The 23,548-nt window shown below is 61.9% G+C and carries 21 protein-coding genes; 12 read left to right on the forward strand and 9 right to left on the reverse strand.

The genetic code is table 11. The features are described 5' to 3' along the window. Positions 1 to 47 precede the first annotated feature (47 nt). From ppk2 to HWX44_RS05855, 4 genes are all read right to left on the reverse strand, one after another. Entirely contained in the window at positions 48 to 947 is a 900-nt protein-coding gene (gene ppk2 / locus HWX44_RS05840) for a polyphosphate kinase 2 (protein WP_046647187.1), read from the reverse strand. 524 nt (positions 948 to 1,471) lie between these two features. Further along, entirely contained in the window at positions 1,472 to 1,651 is a 180-nt protein-coding gene (locus tag HWX44_RS05845; protein ID WP_046647186.1) for a PorH family porin, read from the reverse strand. A 494-nt stretch (positions 1,652 to 2,145) separates the two neighbouring features. Next, complete coding sequence (groL, locus tag HWX44_RS05850) at positions 2,146 to 3,792, reverse strand: chaperonin GroEL (protein ID WP_046647185.1); 1,647 nt, start codon at positions 3,790 to 3,792, stop codon at positions 2,146 to 2,148. A gap of 279 nt (positions 3,793 to 4,071) precedes the next feature. Beyond that, positions 4,072 to 6,045, reverse strand: a complete 1,974-nt coding sequence (locus HWX44_RS05855) for an OPT family oligopeptide transporter (RefSeq protein WP_049154698.1) — start codon at positions 6,043 to 6,045, stop codon at positions 4,072 to 4,074. A gap of 109 nt (positions 6,046 to 6,154) precedes the next feature. Between HWX44_RS05855 and HWX44_RS05860 the strand changes: the two genes are divergently transcribed. The 8 genes from HWX44_RS05860 to HWX44_RS05895 all read left to right on the forward strand — a co-directional run bounded on the left by HWX44_RS05860 (position 6,155) and on the right by HWX44_RS05895 (position 15,439). Next, positions 6,155 to 7,522 (forward strand): dipeptidase, encoded by a 1,368-nt coding sequence (locus HWX44_RS05860; RefSeq protein WP_046647184.1) that lies wholly within the window; start codon positions 6,155 to 6,157, stop codon positions 7,520 to 7,522. A 236-nt stretch (positions 7,523 to 7,758) separates the two neighbouring features. After that, on the forward strand, positions 7,759 to 10,674 hold the full coding sequence (locus HWX44_RS05865; protein ID WP_175973642.1) for a Na+/H+ antiporter subunit A: 2,916 nt from the start codon (positions 7,759 to 7,761) through the stop codon (positions 10,672 to 10,674). Next, positions 10,674 to 11,174 (forward strand): Na(+)/H(+) antiporter subunit C, encoded by a 501-nt coding sequence (locus tag HWX44_RS05870; RefSeq protein WP_046647182.1) that lies wholly within the window; start codon positions 10,674 to 10,676, stop codon positions 11,172 to 11,174. Before HWX44_RS05865 ends, HWX44_RS05870 begins: the two co-directional genes overlap by 1 nt. Next, entirely contained in the window at positions 11,167 to 12,963 is a 1,797-nt protein-coding gene (locus tag HWX44_RS05875) for a Na+/H+ antiporter subunit D (protein WP_175973644.1), read from the forward strand. Before HWX44_RS05870 ends, HWX44_RS05875 begins: the two co-directional genes overlap by 8 nt. Beyond that, positions 12,960 to 13,478: a Na+/H+ antiporter subunit E gene (locus HWX44_RS05880; protein WP_049154693.1), complete on the forward strand. Its 519-nt coding sequence runs from the start codon at positions 12,960 to 12,962 to the stop codon at positions 13,476 to 13,478. The genes HWX44_RS05875 and HWX44_RS05880 overlap by 4 nt, the downstream gene beginning before the upstream one ends. Continuing rightward, on the forward strand, positions 13,478 to 13,750 hold the full coding sequence (locus HWX44_RS05885; protein ID WP_046647179.1) for a monovalent cation/H+ antiporter complex subunit F: 273 nt from the start codon (positions 13,478 to 13,480) through the stop codon (positions 13,748 to 13,750). The genes HWX44_RS05880 and HWX44_RS05885 overlap by 1 nt, the downstream gene beginning before the upstream one ends. Next, positions 13,747 to 14,127, forward strand: coding sequence for a monovalent cation/H(+) antiporter subunit G (locus HWX44_RS05890; RefSeq protein ID WP_049154692.1), 381 nt, complete (start codon positions 13,747 to 13,749; stop codon positions 14,125 to 14,127). Before HWX44_RS05885 ends, HWX44_RS05890 begins: the two co-directional genes overlap by 4 nt. A gap of 88 nt (positions 14,128 to 14,215) precedes the next feature. Continuing rightward, complete coding sequence (locus HWX44_RS05895; RefSeq protein WP_070511152.1) at positions 14,216 to 15,439, forward strand: glycosyltransferase 87 family protein; 1,224 nt, start codon at positions 14,216 to 14,218, stop codon at positions 15,437 to 15,439. 72 nt (positions 15,440 to 15,511) lie between these two features. Here the strand turns inward: HWX44_RS05895 and HWX44_RS05900 are convergent, their stop codons facing one another. From HWX44_RS05900 to HWX44_RS05910, 3 genes are read right to left on the reverse strand one after another with little or no spacing between them, the layout of a single operon-like run. After that, positions 15,512 to 16,648: a glutamate--cysteine ligase gene (locus HWX44_RS05900; protein ID WP_175973646.1), complete on the reverse strand. Its 1,137-nt coding sequence runs from the start codon at positions 16,646 to 16,648 to the stop codon at positions 15,512 to 15,514. 48 nt (positions 16,649 to 16,696) lie between these two features. Beyond that, positions 16,697 to 17,467 (reverse strand): LytR C-terminal domain-containing protein, encoded by a 771-nt coding sequence (locus tag HWX44_RS05905; RefSeq protein WP_175973648.1) that lies wholly within the window; start codon positions 17,465 to 17,467, stop codon positions 16,697 to 16,699. A gap of 26 nt (positions 17,468 to 17,493) precedes the next feature. Next, positions 17,494 to 17,748 (reverse strand): DUF3263 domain-containing protein, encoded by a 255-nt coding sequence (locus HWX44_RS05910; protein ID WP_070511158.1) that lies wholly within the window; start codon positions 17,746 to 17,748, stop codon positions 17,494 to 17,496. A 16-nt stretch (positions 17,749 to 17,764) separates the two neighbouring features. Here HWX44_RS05910 and HWX44_RS05915 point away from each other — a divergent pair, with 16 nt between their 5' ends. The 4 genes from HWX44_RS05915 to cls are packed head-to-tail and all read left to right on the forward strand — an operon-like array spanning position 17,765 to position 21,662. Further along, entirely contained in the window at positions 17,765 to 18,379 is a 615-nt protein-coding gene (locus HWX44_RS05915; RefSeq protein ID WP_070516170.1) for a peptide deformylase, read from the forward strand. After that, complete coding sequence (locus HWX44_RS05920; RefSeq protein WP_175973652.1) at positions 18,379 to 19,377, forward strand: N-acetylglutamate synthase, CG3035 family; 999 nt, start codon at positions 18,379 to 18,381, stop codon at positions 19,375 to 19,377. The genes HWX44_RS05915 and HWX44_RS05920 overlap by 1 nt, the downstream gene beginning before the upstream one ends. A gap of 5 nt (positions 19,378 to 19,382) precedes the next feature. Beyond that, positions 19,383 to 20,192, forward strand: coding sequence for an exodeoxyribonuclease III (locus HWX44_RS05925; protein ID WP_070511166.1), 810 nt, complete (start codon positions 19,383 to 19,385; stop codon positions 20,190 to 20,192). Positions 20,193 to 20,198: 6 nt separating this feature from the next. Beyond that, positions 20,199 to 21,662 (forward strand): cardiolipin synthase, encoded by a 1,464-nt coding sequence (gene cls / locus HWX44_RS05930; RefSeq protein ID WP_046647171.1) that lies wholly within the window; start codon positions 20,199 to 20,201, stop codon positions 21,660 to 21,662. Between the two features lie 47 nt (positions 21,663 to 21,709). On the opposite strand, the gene HWX44_RS05935 is transcribed toward cls, so the two are convergent. Beyond that, positions 21,710 to 22,174: a hypothetical protein gene (locus tag HWX44_RS05935; protein WP_046647170.1), complete on the reverse strand. Its 465-nt coding sequence runs from the start codon at positions 22,172 to 22,174 to the stop codon at positions 21,710 to 21,712. After that, positions 22,174 to 23,523 (reverse strand): AAA family ATPase, encoded by a 1,350-nt coding sequence (locus HWX44_RS05940; protein ID WP_175973654.1) that lies wholly within the window; start codon positions 23,521 to 23,523, stop codon positions 22,174 to 22,176. The genes HWX44_RS05935 and HWX44_RS05940 overlap by 1 nt, the downstream gene beginning before the upstream one ends. Between the last annotated feature and the right edge of the window lie 25 nt (positions 23,524 to 23,548).

Raw genomic sequence — 23,548 nt, forward strand, 5'->3', positions numbered from 1 at the left:
CCTGGCGCAAATTCGCGAGCCGCTAATGAGCGGCCCGTGCGTGGTGACTAGTCACCGATCTGGTCGCGACCACGCTTGACGATCTTGTCGTCCACCTGGTCAACGAGCTCGTGGTCCTTGTTGGTGTACTCAAACTTGGAGAGCACGTAGCGCATCGCGTTAATGCGGGCGCGCTTCTTGTCGTTGGACTTGATGGTGATCCACGGAGACTCTTCAGTGTCGGTGTAACGGAACTGCTCCTCCTTGGCGCGGGTGTAATCATCCCACTTATCCAGAGAGGCCAAGTCCATGGGCGAAAGCTTCCACTGACGGACCGGGTCGATCTGGCGGATGGCGAAGCGGGTGCGCTGCTCCTTGCGGGTCACGGAGAACCACAACTTAGTCAGCGAAATGCCGGAGCCGAGAATCATGTTCTCCAGCATCGGAACCTCGCGCAGGAACTCTGCGTGCTGGGATTCCGTACAGAAGCCCATGACGCGCTCCACGCCGGAGCGGTTGTACCAGGAGCGGTCAAAGAAGACGATTTCACCACCGCACGGGAAGTGCTGAATATAGCGCTGGAAGTACCACGACGTGGATTCGCGCGGGGACGGCTTCTCCAGCGCTACGGTGCGGGCACCACGCGGGTTGAGGTGCTCATTGAAACGCTTGATGGTGCCGCCCTTGCCTGCGGCATCGCGGCCTTCAAAGAGGATAATGTGGCGCTGGCCGGTTTCCTTGGTCCAGTTCTGCCACTTCAACAGCTCGATCTGCAGGGAGCGCTTGATGGACTCGTACTCATCGCGCGTCATGCGCTCTTCGTATGGGTAGTTCTCGCGCCAAGTCTCAACCGGCGAGCCATCCGGCATGATGAGCGTGGGATCGTCTTCATCGGAGTCATCGACGACGTAGCCGTCGGTCTGCGCAAGGTCGATCTCGGGGAGTTCGTCGTCTTTAATGTCAGCCATGCCAATAATTCTATCTATGAAACAGGCATCCGGCGCGATAAAACTGGTTGCCGCCGCCCAATTTACCCCCGTCGTGGCAGACGGGCGTCAGCAGCAGCCCAGAATGTACGTTTCTCACAAATAGTGCCCCCAAAACTCGAAGATCTGGGGCCTTAATTGATCGATCCGTACCCGCCCTGCTTACGCGACGGTACGTTTTCGCATTCAAGGCTCGGAAAGCGCATGATCCTAAGAGCATGTTTGCGAAAACGTACCGCGTCGCTGCACTAGCCGGTCAGGGTTATAGAAATGAGAAACCCCGCTGCCCAAAGTGGGTCAGCGGGGTTAACGCTTAGTTCTGCGTGAACAGCGTGCTGCTTAGAGCAGGCCGATCAGCTTCTTGGCGCCGGAAGCAGCGTCGCCCAGAGCGTAGAGAAGCGGCAGGATGAGGCCGAAGATGCCGGTGGAAGACAGGGTTTCCATTTTAAAATCTCCTTGGGATTGAAAGTGTGTGTATTAAGTGCGCCCTTCAGAAGGGCACAAGATTACTTCGTGGAGGACAGGGCGTCCAGCTTGGAGGTGTCCGGGGTTACCTCAACGGAGTCAGCGGTAGCAGCACCAGCGATGATGTCGAAAGCCTTAGCGAAGCCCTGGAAGAGGTTCTTGATGCCGGAAGCGAAGTCAGCGAAGTTGCCCAGCTGATCAGCAACGAAAGAAAGATCCATTATGGTCTCCTTTTGTGAAGTCCGGACTCAGAAGTGCCCGGAGAGGTTTGCGGTTTTGCAGACACCCTCAGCGGGCGTCACAAGAAACTATTTTGGCACACCTCCCCAACTTTGCAAGCGTTTAGGCGAGTTAATTTTTCGAATGAAGAGTATTGCGGTTCAAGCATGCAACGAGCGTTATTTATTCACTCGACCTTAACCTAACCAGCAACAACGCCCCTAACTGCGGAAATAAACAGCATCAGGCGCGAGGCTCCAAGAAATTTTCCACAGAACGTAACGCTAGCCCCTCCACTAGCGATTCATAGGCCTGACAAACAAAGTAAAAGCGAGAAATATTTTCCGCAAGAACATGCTCGCCTACCCCCATCCGGGGTAGTGCAAGGACACAAAAAGGTCTCAGAACAGAGAACGCTCCCCACGGTTGACCGTGGGGAGCGTTCGTTTTGCTACTGGCTGCGGCCGCGAGACGCCTCAGTCCGGGGAGCTAAGCATTAGAAGCCCATGCCGCCCATTGCGTCGGGGTCCGGCATGCCAGCGCCTGCACCGGCCGGCTCCGGCTTATCAGCCACAACTGCCTCGGTGGTCAGGAACAGGGCCGCGATGGACGCAGCGTTCTGCAGTGCAGAACGGGTGACCTTGACCGGGTCATTGATGCCAGCGGCCATGAGGTCCACGTACTCGCCAGTAGCAGCGTTAAGGCCCTGACCAGCCGGCAGGGACGCAACCTTGTCCGCAACAACGCCCGGCTCCAGGCCAGCGTTCTGAGCAATCTGCTTCAGCGGAGCAGACAGTGCCTCACGGACGATCTTGACGCCGGTTGCCTCGTCACCGGTGAGGTCAGAGAGGGAATCCAGGACATCAGCTGCCTGCAGCAGGGCCACGCCACCGCCGGCGACGATGCCCTCTTCGACGGCTGCCTTAGCGTTGCGCACGGCGTCCTCGATGCGGTGCTTGCGCTCCTTGAGCTCAACCTCCGTAGCGGCACCGACCTTGAGGACTGCCACGCCGCCGGCCAGCTTGGCCAAGCGCTCCTGCAGCTTCTCGCGGTCGTAGTCGGAATCGGAATTCTCGATCTCGGCGCGGATCTGCTTGATGCGGCCGTCGATCTGCTCCTGGGAGCCAGCGCCCTGAACGATGGTGGTCTCGTCCTTGGTCACGACAACCTTGCGTGCCTGGCCGAGGTACTCGATCTCAGCGGTCTCCAGGGACAGGCCGACCTCCTCGGAGATGACCTGGCCGCCGGTGAGGATAGCCATGTCCTGCAGGGTGGCCTTGCGGCGGTCGCCGAAGCCCGGAGCCTTCACGGCAACGGACTTGAAGGTGCCGCGGATCTTGTTGACCACGAGGGTGGACAGGGCCTCGCCCTCAACATCCTCAGCGATAATCAGCAGCGGCTTGCCGGTCTGCATGACCTTCTCCAGCAGCGGAACGAGGTCCTTGATGTTGGAGACCTTGGAGGAAACCAGCAGGATGTACGGATCCTCGAGGACAGCCTCCTGGCGCTCCATGTCGGTAGCGAAGTAGCCAGAGATGTAGCCCTTGTCGAAGCGCATGCCTTCGGTGACCTCAAGGTCAACGCCGAAGGTGTTGGACTCCTCAACGGTAATAACGGAGTCCTTGTTTACGGAGCCGTTGCCCACGGTGTACATAGCCTCGGCGATCTTCTCGCCGATTGCCGGGTCAGCGGCAGAAATACCAGCGGTGGTGGCGATCTCTTCCTGGGTCTCTACTTCCTTTGCAGAGGAGAGCAGGGAGTCAACAACCTTCTTGGTGGCGGCCTCAATGCCGCGCTTGATGCCCATCGGGTTGGAACCAGCGGCTACGTTGCGCAGGCCCTCACGCACGAGTGCCTGTGCCAGAACGGTAGCGGTGGTGGTGCCGTCACCGGCAACGTCGTCAGTCTTCTTAGCTACTTCCTTGACCAGCTCTGCGCCGATCTTCTCGTACGGGTCCTCGAGCTCGATCTCGCGCGCGATGGAGACACCGTCGTTGGTAATGGTCGGGGCGCCCCAGGACTTCTCCAGGACGACGTTGCGGCCCTTGGGGCCGAGGGTGACCTTGACGGCGTCGGCAAGCGTGTTGAGACCACGCTCGAGGCCGCGACGTGCCTCTTCATCGAAGGCAATAATCTTTGCCATGTGTTTGTGCTCCTTAAGCTTTGTTGAGGACGACACTCACGTCTGGATCTATGACGGACGCCCGCGACGGCACGGCTGGCGAGTGTTCTCCAGCCCCAACCACATAGATGATTTTGATTCATTTCTGGCACTTGCCATGTGGAAGTGCTAGCGACCATTCTGGCACTCAGACCTACCGACTGCAAGATTCAACACGAACGGGCGGTGCGAAAGCACCGCCCGTCAAAGTAAACTGCCCGCTAGATCGAACCGCCCGTCACAACGAAGTCCCTGTCGCTCTTAGGACGCAGCCTTCTTCGCCGTCCACTTATACGCCGCGGCAATGCCGGCAACGAAGAGGATGACGCCCACGAACTTGGCTGCCGTGCCGCCCTCGAAGATCTCCAGCGGGGAATCGCCGCCCGACGCCGCGATGATGCCCGCATTGACCACGCCGAAGAGCGACTCACCCACGATGAGGCCAGTGGCCAACAGCGTGCCCATGCGCTTGGCAAAGTCCGGCTTGGACTGGCGGGCCGCCCACCGGTTGTAGAAGTAGCCCAAGAACGCACCGATCGGCACCACAATGGTGATGGCTGCCGGCAGGTACATGCCCATGCCCACGGCCAGCGGCGACAGGGAGTACTTGTCAGTGAAGTGGCGCAGGCACTCGTCCACGATGATGATGACGGCACCAATCGCCGCGCCCAGACCGATGAGATCCCACGGCAGCGAGTTATCAAAAATGCCAGATGCCACCGAGGACATCAGCGCGGCCTGCGGTGCAGCCAGCGCGTCCTCACCGGCACCCTCCATGCCCTGGAAGCCGAAGCCGGTGAGCATGACCTGCAGAATCGGCGGAATCACCAGGGAGCCGAAGAGGACACCGATGATGAGCGCTACCTGCTGCTTCCACGGCGTCGCGCCGACCAGCTGACCGGTCTTGAGGTCCTGCAGGTTGTCGTTGGAAATGGTCGCGATACCGAAAACAATGGCCGCAGTAAACAGCGTGTAGGCCACCAGCGACAGCGGCTCCGCGTCCGTCCCGCGGGTCACGGCGGCAATAATCAGCGCGGCAGCAATGACCGCGATGATGCCGATGGAGGAAATCGGCGAGTTGGAGGCACCGATGAGGCCAGCCATGTAGCCACACACCGACGCGATGATCAGGCCCACGAGCAAGGTGAAGAGTACGGAGACCGTGATGAGGACGGCCATGTGGTCGTGAATATCGGTGCCGCGCACGAAGTTCCACAGCAGCAGACCAATCGGAATCATCAGGACCAGGATGGTGCCAATGACATAGGGCGCCGGAATATCGCGCTCCTCCACCGCTACCTGCTGGCCGCCCTTGCGGTCACGGGAGGAGGCGAAGGACTCAGCCATGCCCTTGGCAATCGGACCGGTGATCTTGATCAGCGTCCAGATCGCGGCGATAGCCATGGTGCCCACGCCGATGAAGCGAATCCGGCCGGAGAAGACGGAATCAACAGTGTCCATGAGCGTGGCCGGATCACCCAGGCCCTCACCACCGGTGAGGATGGGCAGCAGGATGAGGTAGGAGATGACCACGCCGACGAGCATGGCAATACCCACGGCCAAGCCCACGAGGTGGCCCACGCCGACCAGCGCCAGCGAGAGGGAGCTACCCAGCGTCGTCGCGCCCGGGCCCAGCTTGAAGTAGGTGGCCACCTCGGAGGCGGCCGCCTTCATGGCCGCCAGCAGTGCCATGACGGCAGAAAGGATGCCGCCAAAGAGGATGACGTGCAGGCCCTTCGTGTTCTCTTCGTGGGCGGCCTCGCCCTCCTCACCGGTGCTATCTCCCACCTTGAGGACCTCCGCCGCGGCCACGCCTTCCGGATAGGGCAGGTCCGAGCCCGTCACCAGCGCACGGCGCAGCGGAATGGAATACATCACGCCGAGCACACCGCCGATGGCGCACACCGCGGCGGTATCGATGAAGGAAAAGCCCTGCCAGTAGCCCACCATGACCAAGCCCGGGAGCACGAAGATGATCGCGGACAACGTGCCGGCCGCAGAGGCGATGGTCTGCACGATGTTGTTTTCCTTGATGTTGTGCCCGGCAAAACGGCGCAGCACCGCCATGGAGATCACGGCGGCAGGAATGGACGTAGCGAACGTCAGGCCCACCTTGAGGCCCAGATACACGTTGGCGGCGGTAAAGATAAGAGTGATGAGCCCACCAATGATGATGCCGCGCAGCGTGAGCTCGCGGAGCGTGGACTGGGAACCTTCGGCGGTGGTAGACGCCATGTCAGGTCCTTTCTAAAAAGAACTTATAAACAATATGGACTAGAACCGTGCATATGTTACTACCTAGCGGCCGGTAGGCCGAGTTGAGGATCCGAGTAGGTTGGAGGACATGACCAAGATTTCTGAGTTTGTGAACAATGACCGCGACACTATTTTCAACCAGCTCAAGGAGCTCGTCTCCTTCAATTCCGTCCACAACGAGCCGGGTCTAGAGGACCAGACCGCGAAGGCGGCGGAGTGGGTCCACGCCGCGCTTGTCGACGCTAACTTCACCCCCGAGGCCATCACTACCGCTGATGGTTCCACGGCGATCGTCGCCAAGCGCCCCGGCAAGGAGGGCGCGAAGACGGTGCTGCTGTACTCGCACTACGACGTGGTTCCTGCCGGAAACCCCGACGCGTGGGAGTCGGATCCCTTCACCCTGACCGAGCGCGATGGCCGCTGGTACGGCCGCGGCGCCGCTGACTGCAAGGGCAACGTCGCCATGCACCTGGCGGCCCTGCGCGCGCTCGACGCCAACGGTGGAACCGACCTCAACCTCACCGTGCTTATTGAGGGCTCCGAGGAACGCGGCGGCGAGGGCCTGTCCGCACTCATCGAGGAGCGCCCTGAGCTCTTCGCGGCCGACGCCATCCTCATCGCCGATGCCGGCAACGCCAAGGTAGGTGTCCCGACGCTGACGACCTCCCTGCGCGGCGGCTCGCAGATCAACGTCAAGGTCTCCACCCTCCACTCGGCCGTGCACTCCGGCCAGTTCGGCGGCGCGGCTCCCGACGCCGTCAAGGCGCTCATGCGCACGCTAGATTCCCTGACGGATGAGTATGGCCGCACGACTATCGACGGCGTCGATTGCGAGGGCACCTGGCCGCTGGCTGAGGGGCAGGACACCGCCTACAGCGAGGAGAACTTCCGCGCCGACGCACAGATGCTCGAGGGCACCGAGGTCATGGGCGCGCAGGACCCGGCCGGTGCCACCGCTATCGCGGATATGATTTGGGCCCGCCCGGCAGTGACCATCACCGGCTTTACTTCCACCCCGGTGGCCGAGGCCGTCAACGCTGTGCCCGCCACCGCAGAAGCCAACATCAACCTGCGCACGCCCGCCACCATGGATCCCCGCGCCACCGCGGAGGCCGTGGCCGAGCACCTGAAGAAGCACGTCCCGTGGGGCGCACACATCGAGGTCACCATCTTGGAGGCCAACCTGGGATTCGAGACCGACCCGGCAAAGCCCGCGGTGGCTCTGCTCGGCGAGTGCCTCGGCGAGGCATTCGGTGGGGAGACCATCACCCAGGGCATGGGCGGATCCATCCCGCTGACCGTGGAGCTGCAGGAGAAGCACCCGAACGCGGAGATCGCACTCTTCGGCGTCGAGGAGCCGCAGTGCACCATCCACTCCGCCAACGAATCGGTCGATCCGACCGAGATTGAAAAGATCGCCATCGCCGAAGCGCTCTTCCTGCAGCGCTTCGCCTAAGCGCACCACAGCGCCGCACCTCGTGGCCCGGGTATCCCGGGCGGGCAGCGCAGTGCCCCTCCAACCCGGGCCGCTGGCGACGTGGCGGAACGCCAACAGGAGGGGCATATATAACTGTATGAAACGAAAATGTGAAAAGTGGGATTTCAGACTGTATCGTGAGCACTAGTAGACGCCCGCCAGTGCGGTGGGTTTAGCACAGTCCCCCGACAAGGAAAGGACGCCACCGCAACCTCGTGCTCACTCTCTTTTGCGCCTTGGTACTAACCACCATCGCCGCTCCATTCCTTATTTTTTACCTCGGCCGCCGCTCCTTCGGCCTCTTGGCAATCGTGCCCGCGGTTGGGTTCTTCTGGGTGCTCCAACGGCTGACCGATGGCACGCTGCGCGACGGCAACCAGCTGGCCTATGACCTCAACTGGATGCCAGCAGCGCACCTCAATGTCAGCTTCCGCATGGATGCGCTTTCTGCGTTATTCAGCCTCATCATCTTGGGCGTAGGCGCGCTGGTCCTGCTCTATTGCTGGGGCTATTTCGACCACTCCCGGCGGCGCCTCGCCCTCTTCAGCAGCCAAATGGTGGGCTTTGCCACGGCCATGTATGGCCTGGTGATTTCCGATAATTTCCTGCTGCTCTACGTCTTTTGGGAAATCACGTCCCTGCTGTCTTTCCTCTTGGTGAGCTATTACGGCGAGCGAGCCTCGTCGCGTCGATCAGCGCAGCAGGCGCTCATGGTCACCGTCCTGGGCGGTCTCGCCATGCTGGTGGGCATTACGCTCCTCGGCCGCCAGACCGGCGCGTGGTCTTTCAGCAGTATCGCCGCCACCGAGGACCTCGCCAACACGCCCTACCTCACCGTGGCTATCGTGTTGATCCTCTGTGGTGCGCTCTCCAAGTCCGCCATTGCCCCAGCCCACTTCTGGCTGCCCGGTGCCATGGCCGCACCGACCCCGGTCTCGGCCTACCTGCACTCCGCGGCCATGGTGAAGGCCGGCATCTATCTCGTCGCACGCCTTGCCCCCTCGGTGCATGACATCCCCACTTGGCACCTCGTGGTCCTCCCCTTGGGTGCTTTCACCATGCTGCTCGGCGGCTGGATGGCGCTCAAGCAGCGTGACCTGAAGCTCATCCTGGCCTACGGCACCGTCTCGCAGCTGGGCTTTATTACCGCCATCATCGCCATCGGCTCCCGTGAGGCGATGCAGGCAGGACTGGCGCTGACCGTCGCGCACTCCCTCTTCAAGGCCGCGCTCTTCATGATCGTCGGCGCGATTGACCACTCGGCGGGCACCAGAGACATCGACAAGCTCGCGGGTCTGGGCAAGAAGAATCCCGCGCTGTACGTCCTGGCCATCCTCCCCGCGATGTCCATGGCCGGTATCCCGCCCCTGCTGGGTTTCGTGTCCAAGGAAGCCACGCTCGAGACCATCATGGGTGAGGAGCTGCTGGTCGGCATGCCGCGCAACATGCTGCTTGTCACCGTCGTCGTCGGCTCCGCGCTGACGATGGCCTACGCGCTGCGCTTCTTGTGGGGAGCCTTCTCCTCCAAGGGGCAAGAAGAGCCCTCTGAGGCAGTGGCAAATATGCACCACATCGGCCCCTTCCTGTGGATCCCGCCGACGGTGCTGACCCTGCTCACCATCTTCTTCGGCCTGCTGCCGCTGCCGCTCTCCCACGGCATCACGCAGCACTTAGACAACACCTTTGGGGCGCAGGACGCCTCCGAGCTCGCCCTGTGGCATGGCTGGACCATCCCGCTGCTGCTCTCCGTGATCATTATCGCTGCGGGTTCCCTCCTCCACTGGCAGCGCCAGGCGCTCACCAAGGCCCAATTCACCTACCCCGCATTGGGCTCTGCCGACGATGCTTACGACGCCATCATCAACGCCCTGCGCCAGCTCTCCCTGCGCATTACCGCCTCCACGCAGCGCGGTTCGCTGCAATACAACCTCACGGTCATCTTCGCCACGCTCATGGTGCTGCCCATCGTCATGCTCATCAACGGTGATATCACCAACGTGCGCATGATCGTGGCCGAGAACCCTTGGCAGGCCATCGCCGCGGTGATCATCATCATCGCCGCCGTGGCCGCCACGGTGCTGGATAACCGCCTCTCCGGGGTCATCCTGGTGGGTGTGACCGGCTACGCCTTGTCCTTCATCTTTGCGCTGCAGGGCGCTCCGGACTTGGCGCTGACGCAGCTTCTCGTGGAAACCATTATCATGGTGCTCTTCATGCTGGTGCTGCGCCGTATGCCGGCTAATACCGAGTGGAAGCAGGACCCCAAGACCGGCCGCCTGCGCGCCTGGCTCGCGGTAGGCGTTGGCCTCGCCGTCACCGTGGTGGGCATGTTTGCCATCAACGCTCGGCGCGAGGAGCCCATCTCGCAATACATGCCGGAGCTGGCCAAGGAGATCGGCCACGGCGCCAACACGGTCAACGTCCTGCTCGTGGACCTGCGCGCGTGGGATACCTTCGGCGAGATCACGGTGCTCGTCATTGCCGCAACGGGTATTGCCTCGCTGATTTTCCGCACGCAGAGCTTCACCCGTGCCTCCCGCCGCCCGACCTTGAAGGTCACCGGCCGCCGCTGGCTGGCTGCAGGCGTGGAATCCGAAAAGGCGCTCAACCGCTCGCTCATGGTGGACGTGAGCACCCGCATCCTCTTCCCCTCGATGATGGTGCTGTCCCTGTACTTCTTCTTCGGTGGCCACAACGCCCCTGGCGGCGGTTTTGCCGGTGGCCTCGTCGCCGCTCTCGCGCTGATCCTGCGCTACCTGGCTGGCGGCCGCGAGGAGCTCGAAGAGGCGCTGCCTCTCGACGGCGGCCGCACCATGGCGGTAGGCCTGCTGCTCTCCCTCAGCGCCGTTATTACCCCGATGCTCTTGGGCTACCCGCCGCTGACCTCTGGGTACACGAAGGTAGGCATACCGCTCATCGGTGATGTGTCGCTGCCGTCCGCGCTGATTTTCGACGCCGGCGTCTACCTCATCGTCATTGGCCTCACGCTCTACGTGCTGTCCTCCTTGGGCGCGAAGCTCGATGAGGAAGAAGAGATGCGTAAGCAACGCGCCCGCGATCGCGCACGCTCCCTGGCGCGCCGCACACAAGCAAAAGAAACCGCTGCCACGGCAGAGAAAGGACACGCCTAATGGATGCCAATCTCATGCTCCTGCTCGCTGCGGGCGTGCTCTGCGGCACCGGAGTCTACCTGTTGCTCGACCGCGCGATGACCAAGATGCTGCTCGGCATCTTGCTGCTGGGCAACGGCGCAAACCTCTTCATGCTCATGGCTGGCGGCCAGGCGGGCTCGCCGCCTATCGACGGCCGGAACTCCCTCCCCTACGGCGATCAGATCGCCGATCCGCTGGCCCAGGCGATGATCCTCACGGCCATCGTCATTTCGATGGCGCTGACCGGCTTCATCCTCACCTTGGCTTACCGCCAATACCGCTACCGCTCCGCGGACGTGATTGAGGACGACACCGAGGACGCTGCCATCGCGGCGATTGCCTCGCGCCCGGGCAATGCCTCAGCCGCCCCTGACCACGACGCGTCTAATGACCCGACCACCGGACGCACCACCAAGGAAGGCGATAAGTTTGGCCCCGAGTTCTTCGAGGCTCCCGTGAAGGAGGCGACCGATGAGTGAGACCATCTCGCCCCTAGTGGATCTGTTGCTGCCGTATATCAGCTACCTGATCCCCCTGCCGATCATCATCCCGGCCTTGGCTGCTGCGCTGGCGATGCTCTTTGCTCGCAATACCAATGCGCAGCGCCGCATCGCTTTCTTCTCGCTGCTCACGCTCGCCGTGGTGAATGCCGCTCTGATTGCCATCGCGGATACCACCGGCATTCAAACCCTTCAGGTGGGCGGCTGGGACGCGCCGGTGGGCATCACGTTGGTGGCGGACCGTTTGTCCACGGTCATGCTCTTTACCTCCTCCATCGTCCTCTTCTCCGTCATGTGGTACGCGATCGCACAGGGCGTGCGCGACGGCACGAAGGACGAGCCGGTGGCGGCTTTCCTGCCCACCTACATGCTGCTGACCATGGGCGTGAACGTGTCCTTCCTGGCCGGTGACTTGTTCAACCTCTACGTGGGCTTCGAGATCTTCCTCGTGGCCTCCTACGTTTTGCTCACCCTCGGCGCCTCACCGGCGCGCGTGCGGGCCGGCGTGGGCTACGTCATGGTCTCCATGGCGTCCTCGCTCATCTTCGTGCTGGCTTTGGCCTATGTCTACGCCACTGTGGGCACGATGAACATGGCCCAAATTGGCATCCGGATGGAAGATATCCCCGCGGGTACCCGCACCGCGGTGTTCTCCGTGCTGCTCATCGCCTTCGGAATTAAGGCGGCCGTCTTCCCGCTGGATGCCTGGCTGCCGGACTCCTACCCCACCGCCCCCTCGCTGGTCACCGCCGTCTTCGCGGGCCTGCTCACCAAGGTTGGTGTCTACGCCATCATCCGCGCGCGCACCTCGATCTTTACTGATGGCGGGCTGGACGTCCTTCTCATGTGGGTCGCACTGGCTACGATGCTCGTGGGTATTTTGGGCGCTATCGCCCAATCGGATATCAAGCGATTGCTGTCCTTCACACTGGTCAGCCATATCGGCTATATGATCTTCGGCGTTGCCCTCGGAACCGCGCAGGGCCTGTCGGGCGCCATCTTCTACGCGGTGCACCACATTCTGGTGCAGACCGCGCTGTTCCTGGTGGTGGGCCTCATCGAGCGCCAAGCCGGCACCTCCTCGCTGCGACGCTTGGGCTCCCTGATCTACACCGCGCCGCCCATCGCCATCTTGTACTTCATCCCGGCCATGAACCTGGGCGGTATCCCGCCCTTCTCCGGATTCCTGGGCAAGATCATGCTGCTCCAAGCCGGAGCGAATGAGGGCTCCTGGCTGTCCTGGGTCCTCATCGGCGGCGCGGTGATCACCTCCCTGCTGACCCTCTACGTCATGATCCTCGTGTGGGCCAAAGGTTTCCTGCGCGACCGCGGCGATGCTCCCGAGGGCAACCTCGCCATGGTGCGGCCTTCCCCACTGGGAGAAGTCACCGAGTACGTCGAGTTGGAGGAGCGCGATGACGTCGGCCGCGTGCCCTTCGGCATGCTGGCGTCGACCTCCCTGCTCGTCATCGCCTCTGTATCGATGTCCTTCCTGGCGGGCCCCATCTCTGGTGTCACCACCCGCGCGGCCACCTCGGCGCAGGATGATTCCATCTACCGTTATGCCGTCCTGGGTGACTCCGCCGAGGACCCGACGCGCCACTTAGACCCTGCTGAGCGCTACGAGGAGGGCGCGGATTCGCGAAAGAACCGGAGCCAGCCCCTCCCGGATCCGGAACCGGTGGCGCCGACCACGAGGACGTCGCCAAGCACGACGGCTACACTCCCCACGACCGTGGACGATGATGAAAAGGAGGTGTCGCGATGAGATTCTCCGGCATTAAGCACCGCTTCCGGCCATGGTTCATGGTGTGGATCGTCGTCATGTGGTGCATGCTCATGGGCGAAGTCACCGTAGCGAACCTGGTGGGTGGCCTGCTCGTCAGCCTCGTCATCGTCTTTGCGCTGCCCCTGCCGGCCATGCCCGTGGCGGGGATTTCGGTGAGCTGGGGCAAACTGATCGTCTTCATGGCGCAGTGGTTTGTGGAGCTGATGGAGGCCTCCATCATGGTCGGCTGGCTGGCGGTGCGCCCGCAGCCGGTGCCGAAGACGGCGATTGTGAAGCTGCCGATGCGAGTGGAGAACGAGTTCGTTCTCTCGCTGGCGGTCAGCCTGTATAACCTGCAGCCCGGCGGCACGGTCTCCGATATCGACATTGCCAACCGCATGTTGACCATCCACCTGCTGAACGCCGATTCCGAGGAGGATCTGGAGCGCGAAATCGCGGCCGTACGCAAGCTCGAGGCCGACATGATTGCCATCTTTGAAAGGAGCCACCCCTGATGGATACGGACCTGTATAACATCCTGCTCACCGTGGCCGCCGGCTTCCTCGTGGTGGCTTTCCTCATCACCACGTGGCGCATCGTCATCGGCCCCAACTCGCTCGACCGCCTCATCGCTATGGACGGACTCGTGGCCATGTTCCAATGCGCCCTGGCCACCTATATCTGCTGGACTTTGGACACGACGGTCTCCAACGCGATGATCGTCGTGGCGCTCCTCGGCTTCATCTCCACGGTCTCTGTCACCCGCTTTAGGAAGAGGGATTCATGAGTTACGTACTGATTGCCGATGTCCTCTCCATCATCCTCATCCTCGTCGGCTCCATCCTCATCTTGGCGGCATCGATTGGCGTGGCGCGCTTTAAGGACACGATGGCGCGCGTGCATGCCATCGCCAAACCACAGACCACAGGGCTGATCTTCACCATCGTGGGCGCGATCATCAAGGTGACGGGCTCCGAGGACTTCAGCGTGGCCGAGAGGGGCGACCTGGGAATCCTCGTCTTGCTCGTTCTCTTCGCCATGATCACCAGCCCGGTGACCGCGCAGAGAACCACGCGTATCGCCCGCCGCGAGGGCCTGTACGGTCCCCCGGAATCGATGACACGCAACGAGAGCCCGGCCGCGCGTTCGATGCGCCGAAAGTAAGGACACGGTACCTTTCTGCCGGGAAATGCGGGGACAATAATATAGGCTGCAAAAGGCACTAATAGGTGGTCAGGCGAGGAGAGTCGACGTGAAGAAGCTGCAAGGCGTACCAACGATGTGTGCTGTCCTCGCACTGGGCATCGCGGTGATGGTGTACAAGATCATCCAGTTCGATGGCCACAAGGCCTTCACCTTCATCCTCCCCTTTGACCTCGCCATCTACCGCATGGCTGGCGAGGATCTCAACGCCGGTGGCCTGCTGTACGACGCCCCCTATATCTTTGAATTCCCTTTCACTTACCCACCCTTTGCGGGCCTGCTGTTCAAGGTCTTGCCGTTCTTCAGCAAGGACGCGCTGACCATTATCTGGCCTTCGCTCATGTTCTTGGCTGTGCTGGCCATCATCGTCATGATCTTCCGCGAGCGGGGCGTGAAGATGACCCCGGCGGCCGTCCTCATCGCGGTGCTGCTTACCGCGCTGACCCCGGCGAATGAGACGATGCACGGGTCGCTGTACTACGGGCAGGTCAACGTCTTCCTCATGTTGCTCGTGGCCTTTGACTTCCTGCCTATCAAGCGCCGCCTGCCGGGCGTGGGCATTGGCCTGGCTGCCGGAATCAAGCTGACCCCGGCCTACATGGGCCTAGCTCTGCTCTTTGAGAAGCGCTGGTGGGCTGCCGCGGGTGCGGTGATTACCTTCCTCGTCACGGTGGTGCTCGGATTCCTCTTCGTTCCTGATGCGATGGTGTTCTGGACCGATGCCATGTTCAACTCCTCGCGTGTGGGCGAGCATGCCAACCCCGGGGCGAAGTCGCTGCGCTCGCTCATGTTCCGCGAGCTCGGCATCGACGGTGGCATCTGGTGGATCCTGGCGGTCATCGTGGTCTTCGCGCTGACCTGCCTGGCGCTGCGCACCGCCTACCTGCGCGGCAACCGCTCGGCAGCGTTCGCGCTGACGGGCCTGAGCACCTGCTTGGTCTCCCCCTTCTCGTGGTACCACCACTTCGTGTGGACCATCCCCTTCATCGTCATGGTCTTCGTCTCGGTTAACCAGGCGGTGAGCTCGCGTGTGTCCGGCAAGGGCGGTGAGCAGCTCGCAGGCCTCGCCTCCGTAGCGGCCTTGTTCGTGCTCTCGCTGCCCTTCATGTCGGTGCCCGTGTGGTTCACCATGTCCTCAGCCAACCTCGATGCGATCGAATCCTTCCAGCCGTGGGCAACCTCGCTGTGGACACTGTCCTGCCTAGCTTTCATCGTGGTCTACGCCGTGTGGGGCTTCATCGCGCCGCGCAAGCGCGCAGCGGAAAAGAGCTAAGGGTCGGTTCGATCAATTAAGGCCCTGAAAACCACCAATTTTCTGGCCTTAATTGATCGTTCGGCACTTACTCTAAAGCGGCAAGAGCCGCTCCATCTCATCCGCGGTGGCCTCAACCACCTTCTGCCAGCTGCCGGTCTCCTGGTACAAACGGCGCTGGCGCTCATAGCCCGCCCCGCCATCGATGATCTCCTGCACTAGCTGCAGCTCCCGGGCGCAGCCCAGCTCTTCCGAGAGCGGAGCCAGCTCCACCAAGAGATCCGCCAGCTCATCCTTGATCCAGCGTTCATCGGTCTCGCGCGAGGTGATGACCAGCGCGTCCATGCCATAGCGCGCGCCGCGCCACTTGTTCTCCGCCACGTGCCACGGCTGCAGCGTGGGCAGCGTTTCGCCGGCGTCGATCATGCGGTCATAGTGCACCACGAGGCAGTGTGTCAGCGCCACGATGGCGGAGAGCTCGCGGAGGTTGGAGGCGGCGTCGGAAATGCGCACCTCCACCGTGCCCCACTTGGAGGCCGGGCGGACGTCGAAGTGCATCGAGCCCGTGTGGTTGATGACGCCCGAAATGGCCTGGTCCCGCATGTAGGACTTCCACTGCTCCCAGTTTTCAAACTGGTAGGGCATGCCCGCGGTGGGCAGCTGCTGGTAGAGCATCGTGCGGTTGGAGGCATAGCCGGTATCGAGCCCCTCCCACCCCGGCGAGCAGGCGGAAATAGCCAGCAGATGAGGGTACTTCGTCATCAGTGCATTAATGATGGGCCACACGCGCTCCTCGTGGCTGATGCCGACGTGCACGTGCGTGCCCCACAGCAGCATCTGCTGCCCCCAATACTGGGTGCGGTTGATAATTTCGGAGTAGCTCTCCTTGTTGGAGACGGGGTTCTTCCGAAAGTCCGTGAAGGGGTGCCCGCCCGAGGCCCACAGGCGCACACCCAAGGAGTCGGCCGCCTCACGCACGGCGCTAAGCGACGCCCGCAGGTCCCCCATCGCCTCCGGCACCGTCCGGCACACCCCGGTCACCAGCTCCACCGTGTTTTGGAGGAATTCCTTTTCCAGGTGGATGTCGGGATGAGCGGCGTGCACGCGGTCGATGAGTTCAGCGCCGCGCGGCACGAGATCCCAGGTCGCTGGATCAACGATGGCAACTTCCCACTCAACGCCCAGCGTGGGCTCGGGCGAGCGGGCGAAGTTCTCTTCCGGAATATTCACCCATTCATCCTATCCGTCGGGCGGATGAATTTAATAAGATTTTATTCCCTAGGCTTGGGGAACCGCGAGGACAACCACGACAGCATCGCCCTTGGTGTAGTCCCCGGTCAGCTCGGCCGGGTATGGGGCAATCGCTTCCGCCGGTACGTTGGCACCGTAGTACTGGGCGGCAACTTCTTTGGCCAGGCTCTCGGCGGCTGCATCGCCCTCAGGGAAGTAGACGGTGGTCTTCGGTGCAACGAGGACGTCGTCACTGATATTGCCCACCTCGGCGATGTGGAAGTGCTGGGACTTCAGGCGCTCGGCCTCATCAGCAGCGAAGTTGGCGCGACCGGAGTTGTTGTAGACGTTGACGGGGATCTCCGCCTGGGCGCGGTCGGGGCTACCTGCGGCGGCGCCCTCCTCAGCGTTATCGTCCCGGGCAGCATCGCGCTCGGCTTCAGCGTCGCCGTCTGCGCCAGCCTCGGCGTCAGCGCCGGCAGCATCCGACTCCTCGCGGTTCTTGTCCGCCTCTCCTTCCGCGCCACCGGTGGCAGCGCCGTCGCCCTCGGCGCCGCCAGTCGCGGGGCCGGATACGACAGCATCGTTGCCGGCCGGCGCGTTCTGCGCGGTGTCCTCGGAGTCATCAGAGGTCATAGCGTAGAGCGCCCACATGCCGAGCATGACGGCAACGGCGATGAGCACCATGGCGAGCCCGCGCAAGGGGAGCTTGCTCGCAGGAGCGGCAGCGGCGGCCGGGGCGGCGGCCGCGTCGGAATCGGCGGCGTGGCGCGCGTGGTCAGCGGACGAGGCAGAGTTTTCCGGATTCACATTAGTCACATTGGCAACTTTAGTATCTGATTCGCTCAGTCTGGGGCATTATCGCGTGCGGCGCGCCGGACGTCGTCGCGGACGTCGCGAAGCCGGCGCAGGCGAGTGACCAACAGCGGGTAGGAGGCGTGCGCCGCGGGATCATCCAGGAGCACGTTGAGGCGCTGGTGATAGCGCACCGGAGTGATGTCCAACTGCGTGCGGATGGCCTCCTCCTTGGCGCCGATATCGCGCGGGGCGTGGGACTCGAACTCCAAAATCGCGGCGTCTAGGTCTGACAGGGAGTGCATGCTTAGACTGTATGCCATGACTATTCGTCCCATCGTTATCCACGGCGACCCGGTCCTCCACAATCCCACCGAGCCGGTCACCGAAGCCATCGACTCTCCTGAGCTACAGGAGCTCATCGCGGACATGCACGAAACCATGGACGCCGCGCACGGAGTTGGGCTGGCCGCTAACCAGATCGGCGTGAACAAGCGCCTCTTTGTCTACCATTGCCCCGACACCGACGGTCCCAATGGCACCGAGCTTCCCGACGGCGGCATGCGCCGCGGCTGCGTTATCAACCCGGTGCTGGAAACCTCCGAGATCCCGGAGACCATGCCGGCTGACGACGGCTCCGAGGACGAGGGCTGCCTCTCCGTCCCCGGCGAGGGTTTCCCCACCGGCCGCGCCGACTGGGCCCGCGTGACCGGCAAGAACGAGAAGGGCGAGGACATCTCCATCGAGGGCTACGGCTTCTTCGCGCGCATGCTGCAGCACGAAACCGGCCACCTCGACGGCTTCGTCTACACCGACGTGCTCACCGGCCGCTACAAGCGCCAGGCCAAGAAGGTCATCAAGCGCAACGGGTGGACCGAGGCCGGGCTTACCTGGCTGCCGGGCGAGGACGAGGACCCCTTCGGGCACGACGACTAATGTCCCGCATCTTCCGATCCGATGACGTCTCCGTGGGCGAGCGCGTCGTGGCCCGGCGCGATTTCGACGGCGTGTACAGCGATGTCATCGGCCACGTGCTCAGCCTGGATCCACTGCTCATCCGGCCGCAAGAGGTCGGCGGCTACCCGTCTTCGCTCGACGCGGTGGAGATTCCGCCGGAGCAGCTCAAGATTATTAAGCGCCTCTCGCCGCGCACGGTTCGCAACTCCGATATCCGGGCCATCGAGGTGGCCACCGCGGCGGCCTTCCCCGGCAAGGAGCACACGTGGACCTCAGATGGCCAGTGGCTCATGCGCGCCGGCGACGGCGTGACCGGCCGCTCCAACTCGGCGATCCCGCTCGGCCCTTCTGCGGGTTTCCTCCCGGTGCCGATGGAGGAGATCGAAGCGTTTTATGCCCGCCACGAGCTGCCCGTGTGCCTGGCCATTCCGGAGCGCATCGGTGCCTCCGCGGAGAAGCTGCTGGCAGCAGAACCCGAAGCGTGGGAGCTCGAACCGGAGATCCTCGTGATGGTGCGCGATTTGGCGGAGCTCCCTGCCCCGGGGGACGTCAGCTTCCGCATCGACGAGCAGCCCGATTCCGAGTGGCTCGACCTCTACCACTTCCGTGGTCAGGCCCTGCCGCCGTTGGCCCTGGAGTACCTGCGCAGCCGCATCGACGGGACGATGGGCTTTGGGCGCCTGCTCGCCCCGACGGGTGAGACCATCGCGATTACGCGGGGCACGCTGACGGAATCCGGTGACGGCACCGTGTGGCTGGGCTACTCCGCCGTGGAGGTCGCCGAAGGTTGGCGCCGTAAGGGACTGGGCACCGCGCTGGGCGCGCACATGCTGGCCTGGGGCAAAGCCCAGGGTGCTGAGAAAGCCTACCTGCAGGTCGTGGCGGGTAACACGGCCGGGGTTCGGCTCTATGAGATGCTCGGCTTCCTAGAGCAGCACCGCCACCGTTACGCCCGCCGCCTGCCTCAAGTACCCTAAACCACATGCGCATCGCTACCTGGAACATCAACTCCGTCCGCACCCGCGCCCAGCGCGCGGTGGACTTGCTGGCCAAACACGACATCGACGTGCTCTGCCTGCAAGAAACCAAGGTGGCGGATGCGAAGTTCCCCCGCGAGCCTTTCGAGGAGGCCGGCTACCACGTCACCTGCCACGGCCTGAACCAGTGGAATGGCGTGGCCATCCTATCCAAGGAAGAACCGGAGGAGGTCCAGACCTTCTTCCCTGCTCAGCCGGGTTTCCACAAGGACCCCGCCAAGGAGCAAAAGCGCGAGGCCCGGGCGGTCTCAGCCCGCATCCGCGGGATTGAGATCTGGTCCCTCTATGTTCCCAACGGGCGCGAGATTACGGACCGGCACTTCGATTACAAGCTGGACTTTCTCTACTCCTTGGCGCGCTATGTGGAAACCCGCGCGCAATCGAAACTACTGCTCACGGGCGATTTCAACATTGCTCCACGGGATGAGGACGTCTGGGACATCTCTCTTTTCCGCGGCAAGACGCACGTTACCGAGCCCGAGCGCGCGGCTTTCCAGATGCTTCAGGAGGCCGGGCTGCAGGAGGTTACGCGCCGTTTCACCGAAGAGGAGCGCTGGACTTACTTTGATTACAAGTCCCTGCGCTTCCAGAAGAACGAGGGCATGCGCATCGACTTCCAGCTAGCCAGCGAGCCACTAGCGCGCCTCGTCCAGGGCGCCCAGGTGGACATGGTGGAGCGCGCCGGTGACAAGACTTCCGACCACGTGCCGCTGATCGCAGATTTCGATGTCCCCGATTTCGCGTCGGTGCGCTAGCCTGCCATGAACGTGAACGTCGATCTCTCCGTCTGGCAGCTCGTGCTGCTGGTTATTGACTACGGCATCAAGATCATCGCCATCGGCGTGGTCCCCGAGGGCCGCCGCCCCTCCAGCTCTACCGCCTGGCTGCTGGCCATTCTTGTACTTCCCATCGTGGGGCTGCCGCTGTTCTTGCTCATGGGTTCGCCCTACATCAACCGCCGCCGCCACCGCATCCAGCAAGAAGCCAATGCGCTGCTAAACGACGTCACCGCCTCCACCCCCAACCATCCCTCCGGCCGGCTTTCCCCGGAGGTGGAATCCCTCATCCAGCTCAACCGCAACCTCACCGGGCACCCGGCCCTCATCGGGCACAACAAGGGCCTCCACGCCTCCTATGAGGAGGCCATCTTGGCCATGGCGCGGGCCGTGGACCGGGCTGAGAAATACGTGCTCATTGAGATCTACATCCAGTCTTGGGATGAGGTGACCGATGTTTTCTTCCAGTCCCTGGCGCGCGCCCGCGAGCGCGGCGTGGAGGTCAAGCTGCTGCTCGATCAGATCGGCAGCCTGAAGTACAAGGGCTACTTCACGCTGGGCAAGCGCCTCACCGAGATTGACGTCGACTGGCGGCTCATGCTTCCGCTGCAGCTGCACAAGGGCCGCTTCCGCCGCCCGGATCTGCGCAATCACCGCAAGATCGTGGTCATCGATGGCCATACTGGCTTCTTGGGCTCGATGAACATGATCAAGCGCGAGTACAAGACCAAGGACCGCGCATGGATCGACTACATGGTCGAAATGACCGGACCGGTGGTCACTTCGCTCGCCGCGGTGTTCGCGGTGGATTGGTATCTGGAATCAGAGGAGCAGCTGTCCTTGGACATGCAGCCCTATGACGACGCTATGACGGCGGACTCCAACCACCTCCAGTTGGTCCCCTCCGGCCCCGGCTACACCACGGAACCCAACCTGCGCATGTTCAATTCGGTGGTGCACCACGCGAAGGAAAAGCTCATCCTCTGCTCGCCCTACTTCATCCCGGATGAGTCCCTCTTGGAGGCGGTGACCACCGCCTGCTACCGCGACGTCGAGGTGGAGCTCCTAGTGTCCGCGAAGGCGGACCAGTTCATGGTCCACCACGCGCAGTCCTCCTACTACCAGGCACTCTTGGAGGCGGGAGTGCGGATCTTCCAATTCCCCGAGCCCTTCGTGCTGCACTCCAAGTTCATCCTGGCGGACCCGGGCCTGCCGGAGCGCGAACCGCTGTGCATGTTCGGGTCTTCCAACATGGATATGCGCTCCTTCGGCCTCAACTATGAATCGACCATGCTGGTGGCCAAGGGCGACCTCATCGAGGATTTCACCCAGCTGGCCACCAATTACAAGAAGGTCTGCCACGAGCTCACCCTCGAAGAATGGAACGAGCGCGGCCTGCTGCGCCGCTACGTGGACAACGTCATGCGCCTGACTTCAGCGCTGCAGTAGGAGCACGCCCGCGAGCTCGATGTGCCTCGCCCTTGATTGGGCATGACCTATCCAGAATATGCACCCAGCGCCGCATCGTATGTCCACACTTCTGCGGTAATTCCGGTGGCGCGCTTATACAACTCGCGCTCAGTCAGAATACAAAGGTCGCCGCCACCAACCTGCTGAGTCATCATGTCCACCATTGATAGACCCGCACGGTGCCTTGAGACGAGCTCGGTGATGAACTCCTTGTTCCACTGAAAGTCATGCAGGATCCATGGGGATTGTTGATGGGCGGTCAGCTCTAGCATCTGGGAAAATTTTTCCGCAATTTTGCGCCTCACGTCGCCCTGCGGAAGCTGCGCAATGTGATTTCCGGTTTCAATGACCGCGGTAATCGGCAGGATGAACTTCGCGTTCTCACTTTGGCGTTCCGCAAAATCGATTTTGGCTTGTTCTTTAGCTTGGCATTTGTGAGGAATCGCAAGCAGGTTATCCAGCACAGAGGTATCGATGAAGTAAACGCGCATCAGCCGATCCCAAAAAGCCGATTCATGTTCTCGAAACTAATCTGTGTTTCGGTGTCATCGACTAATTCACCAGCGGTGACCGCAGCACCCAAGCTGTGCTTGGAAATGGATTCCACGAAATCCGGTAACTCCACCAAAGGCGAGAGCTCGCTTTGTCCGGTTCTGCTATCCCGGTAGCACACTGCTACCTGACCGTTTTTCTCCCCAGAAATCTGGTCCAAGATGGCAGGACTGTGGGTCGTGACAAGAACCTGCGAGTCATGTTTGCGTGCGGATTCGCTAAGCATCTGCATAACTCTTTGCGCCTGCGAAGGGTGGAGCCCGTTTTCCATTTCTTCGACGACAATTTGAGCTACTGGGTTCTCTACGTCATCACCAAGTTCAAGTGGCTGTTCGATATCCAAGTCCTTGGGCGCAGTTTTAAGCGCCGTTGCAATTGCGAGGAATCGGAGGAGGCCATCGCTCATTTCACGAGCAGGCGTTCTTTCTTGCTTTCCATCTTCGAAGTGTTCCACGAGGGTCAGCATGACTTCGTCCAACGGCGAGTCAATAAAGTCCAGTGTGGAATCCACTCCAGTCACATAAGCGGCCAGCTGCCCTAGCTCTTGGAAAGTCTTGGGGGAATCCTTGTGCAACTGCCACAGTACCGCCGAGAGGTTCTCACCGCTACGCTTCAGCTGCGTGCTCTTCCTTGGGACGTAATCCCGCATGAGGCTGGGGACTGGATCGAGGTGAAACACTGATCGAAGCGCCATGGATACAATCGACGCCCCTTTCAACACCGAATTCTCTGCACGGTTCTTTCCCGCAAGCACCGCTTTAATCTGTCCCAAAATAAGGCGAGAGTCACGCAAGAGTGTGGTGGGGTTTGCCCCACGCTTTCCGCTAAAAATTAACGTGTAGATCCCAGCTCGGTTGTCTGCTGCCGGCTGGGTCTTAAACAACTCTGCATCGCTAGTGCGGGTGCCGCTCTTTACGGAATATCCGGTACCCACGAGGCTTTCTTTGACAACACGCAACTCCGGATATACCTGAACCTCGACGTCATAGCGGTACGTATCTGTCCCAGATTCAACGGTACAGCCCAGTTCAAAGCTCTCGGTACCATGCGGGGCGCAACCACGAGAGCCACCTCGGATCGGGCCGGTTTGGGTCATGCGCCCATCAAGTGCGTCTCCTAGTTCTGCCCCCGATGCCAAGCGGGACAAAACCTCCAGCCCATCCAAAGCATTCGACTTTCCAGAACTGTTTAGGCCAGTCAGAAAGGTGACTGGATGCAGAGTCAATACAGCATCATGGAAAGACTTGAAATTGCTCAGGCGAAGCTCGGCGAGACGTGGGGTAGCCATGCGGCCAATAATACGCATTTACGCT

It is taken from the genome of Corynebacterium sp. Marseille-Q2823, from assembly GCF_903645345.1.
In the GTDB taxonomy this organism is placed as follows: Bacteria; Actinomycetota; Actinomycetes; order Mycobacteriales; family Mycobacteriaceae; genus Corynebacterium; species Corynebacterium hiratae.

Coding starts and splice junctions, on each gene's coding strand:
- HWX44_RS05875 (WP_175973644.1), top strand. CDS start 11,167: ATGAGTGAGACCATCTCGCCCCTAGTGGATCTGTTGCTGCCGTATATC.
- ppk2 (WP_046647187.1), bottom strand. CDS start 947: ATGGCTGACATTAAAGACGACGAACTCCCCGAGATCGACCTTGCGCAG.
- HWX44_RS05870 (WP_046647182.1), top strand. CDS start 10,674: ATGGATGCCAATCTCATGCTCCTGCTCGCTGCGGGCGTGCTCTGCGGC.
- HWX44_RS05845 (WP_046647186.1), bottom strand. CDS start 1,651: ATGGATCTTTCTTTCGTTGCTGATCAGCTGGGCAACTTCGCTGACTTC.
- HWX44_RS05855 (WP_049154698.1), bottom strand. CDS start 6,045: ATGGCGTCTACCACCGCCGAAGGTTCCCAGTCCACGCTCCGCGAGCTC.
- HWX44_RS05920 (WP_175973652.1), top strand. CDS start 18,379: ATGTCCCGCATCTTCCGATCCGATGACGTCTCCGTGGGCGAGCGCGTC.
- HWX44_RS05935 (WP_046647170.1), bottom strand. CDS start 22,174: ATGCGCGTTTACTTCATCGATACCTCTGTGCTGGATAACCTGCTTGCG.
- cls (WP_046647171.1), top strand. CDS start 20,199: ATGAACGTGAACGTCGATCTCTCCGTCTGGCAGCTCGTGCTGCTGGTT.
- groL (WP_046647185.1), bottom strand. CDS start 3,792: ATGGCAAAGATTATTGCCTTCGATGAAGAGGCACGTCGCGGCCTCGAG.
- HWX44_RS05885 (WP_046647179.1), top strand. CDS start 13,478: ATGGATACGGACCTGTATAACATCCTGCTCACCGTGGCCGCCGGCTTC.
- HWX44_RS05940 (WP_175973654.1), bottom strand. CDS start 23,523: ATGGCTACCCCACGTCTCGCCGAGCTTCGCCTGAGCAATTTCAAGTCT.
- HWX44_RS05925 (WP_070511166.1), top strand. CDS start 19,383: ATGCGCATCGCTACCTGGAACATCAACTCCGTCCGCACCCGCGCCCAG.
- HWX44_RS05880 (WP_049154693.1), top strand. CDS start 12,960: ATGAGATTCTCCGGCATTAAGCACCGCTTCCGGCCATGGTTCATGGTG.
- HWX44_RS05915 (WP_070516170.1), top strand. CDS start 17,765: ATGACTATTCGTCCCATCGTTATCCACGGCGACCCGGTCCTCCACAAT.
- HWX44_RS05910 (WP_070511158.1), bottom strand. CDS start 17,748: ATGCACTCCCTGTCAGACCTAGACGCCGCGATTTTGGAGTTCGAGTCC.
- HWX44_RS05860 (WP_046647184.1), top strand. CDS start 6,155: ATGACCAAGATTTCTGAGTTTGTGAACAATGACCGCGACACTATTTTC.
- HWX44_RS05890 (WP_049154692.1), top strand. CDS start 13,747: ATGAGTTACGTACTGATTGCCGATGTCCTCTCCATCATCCTCATCCTC.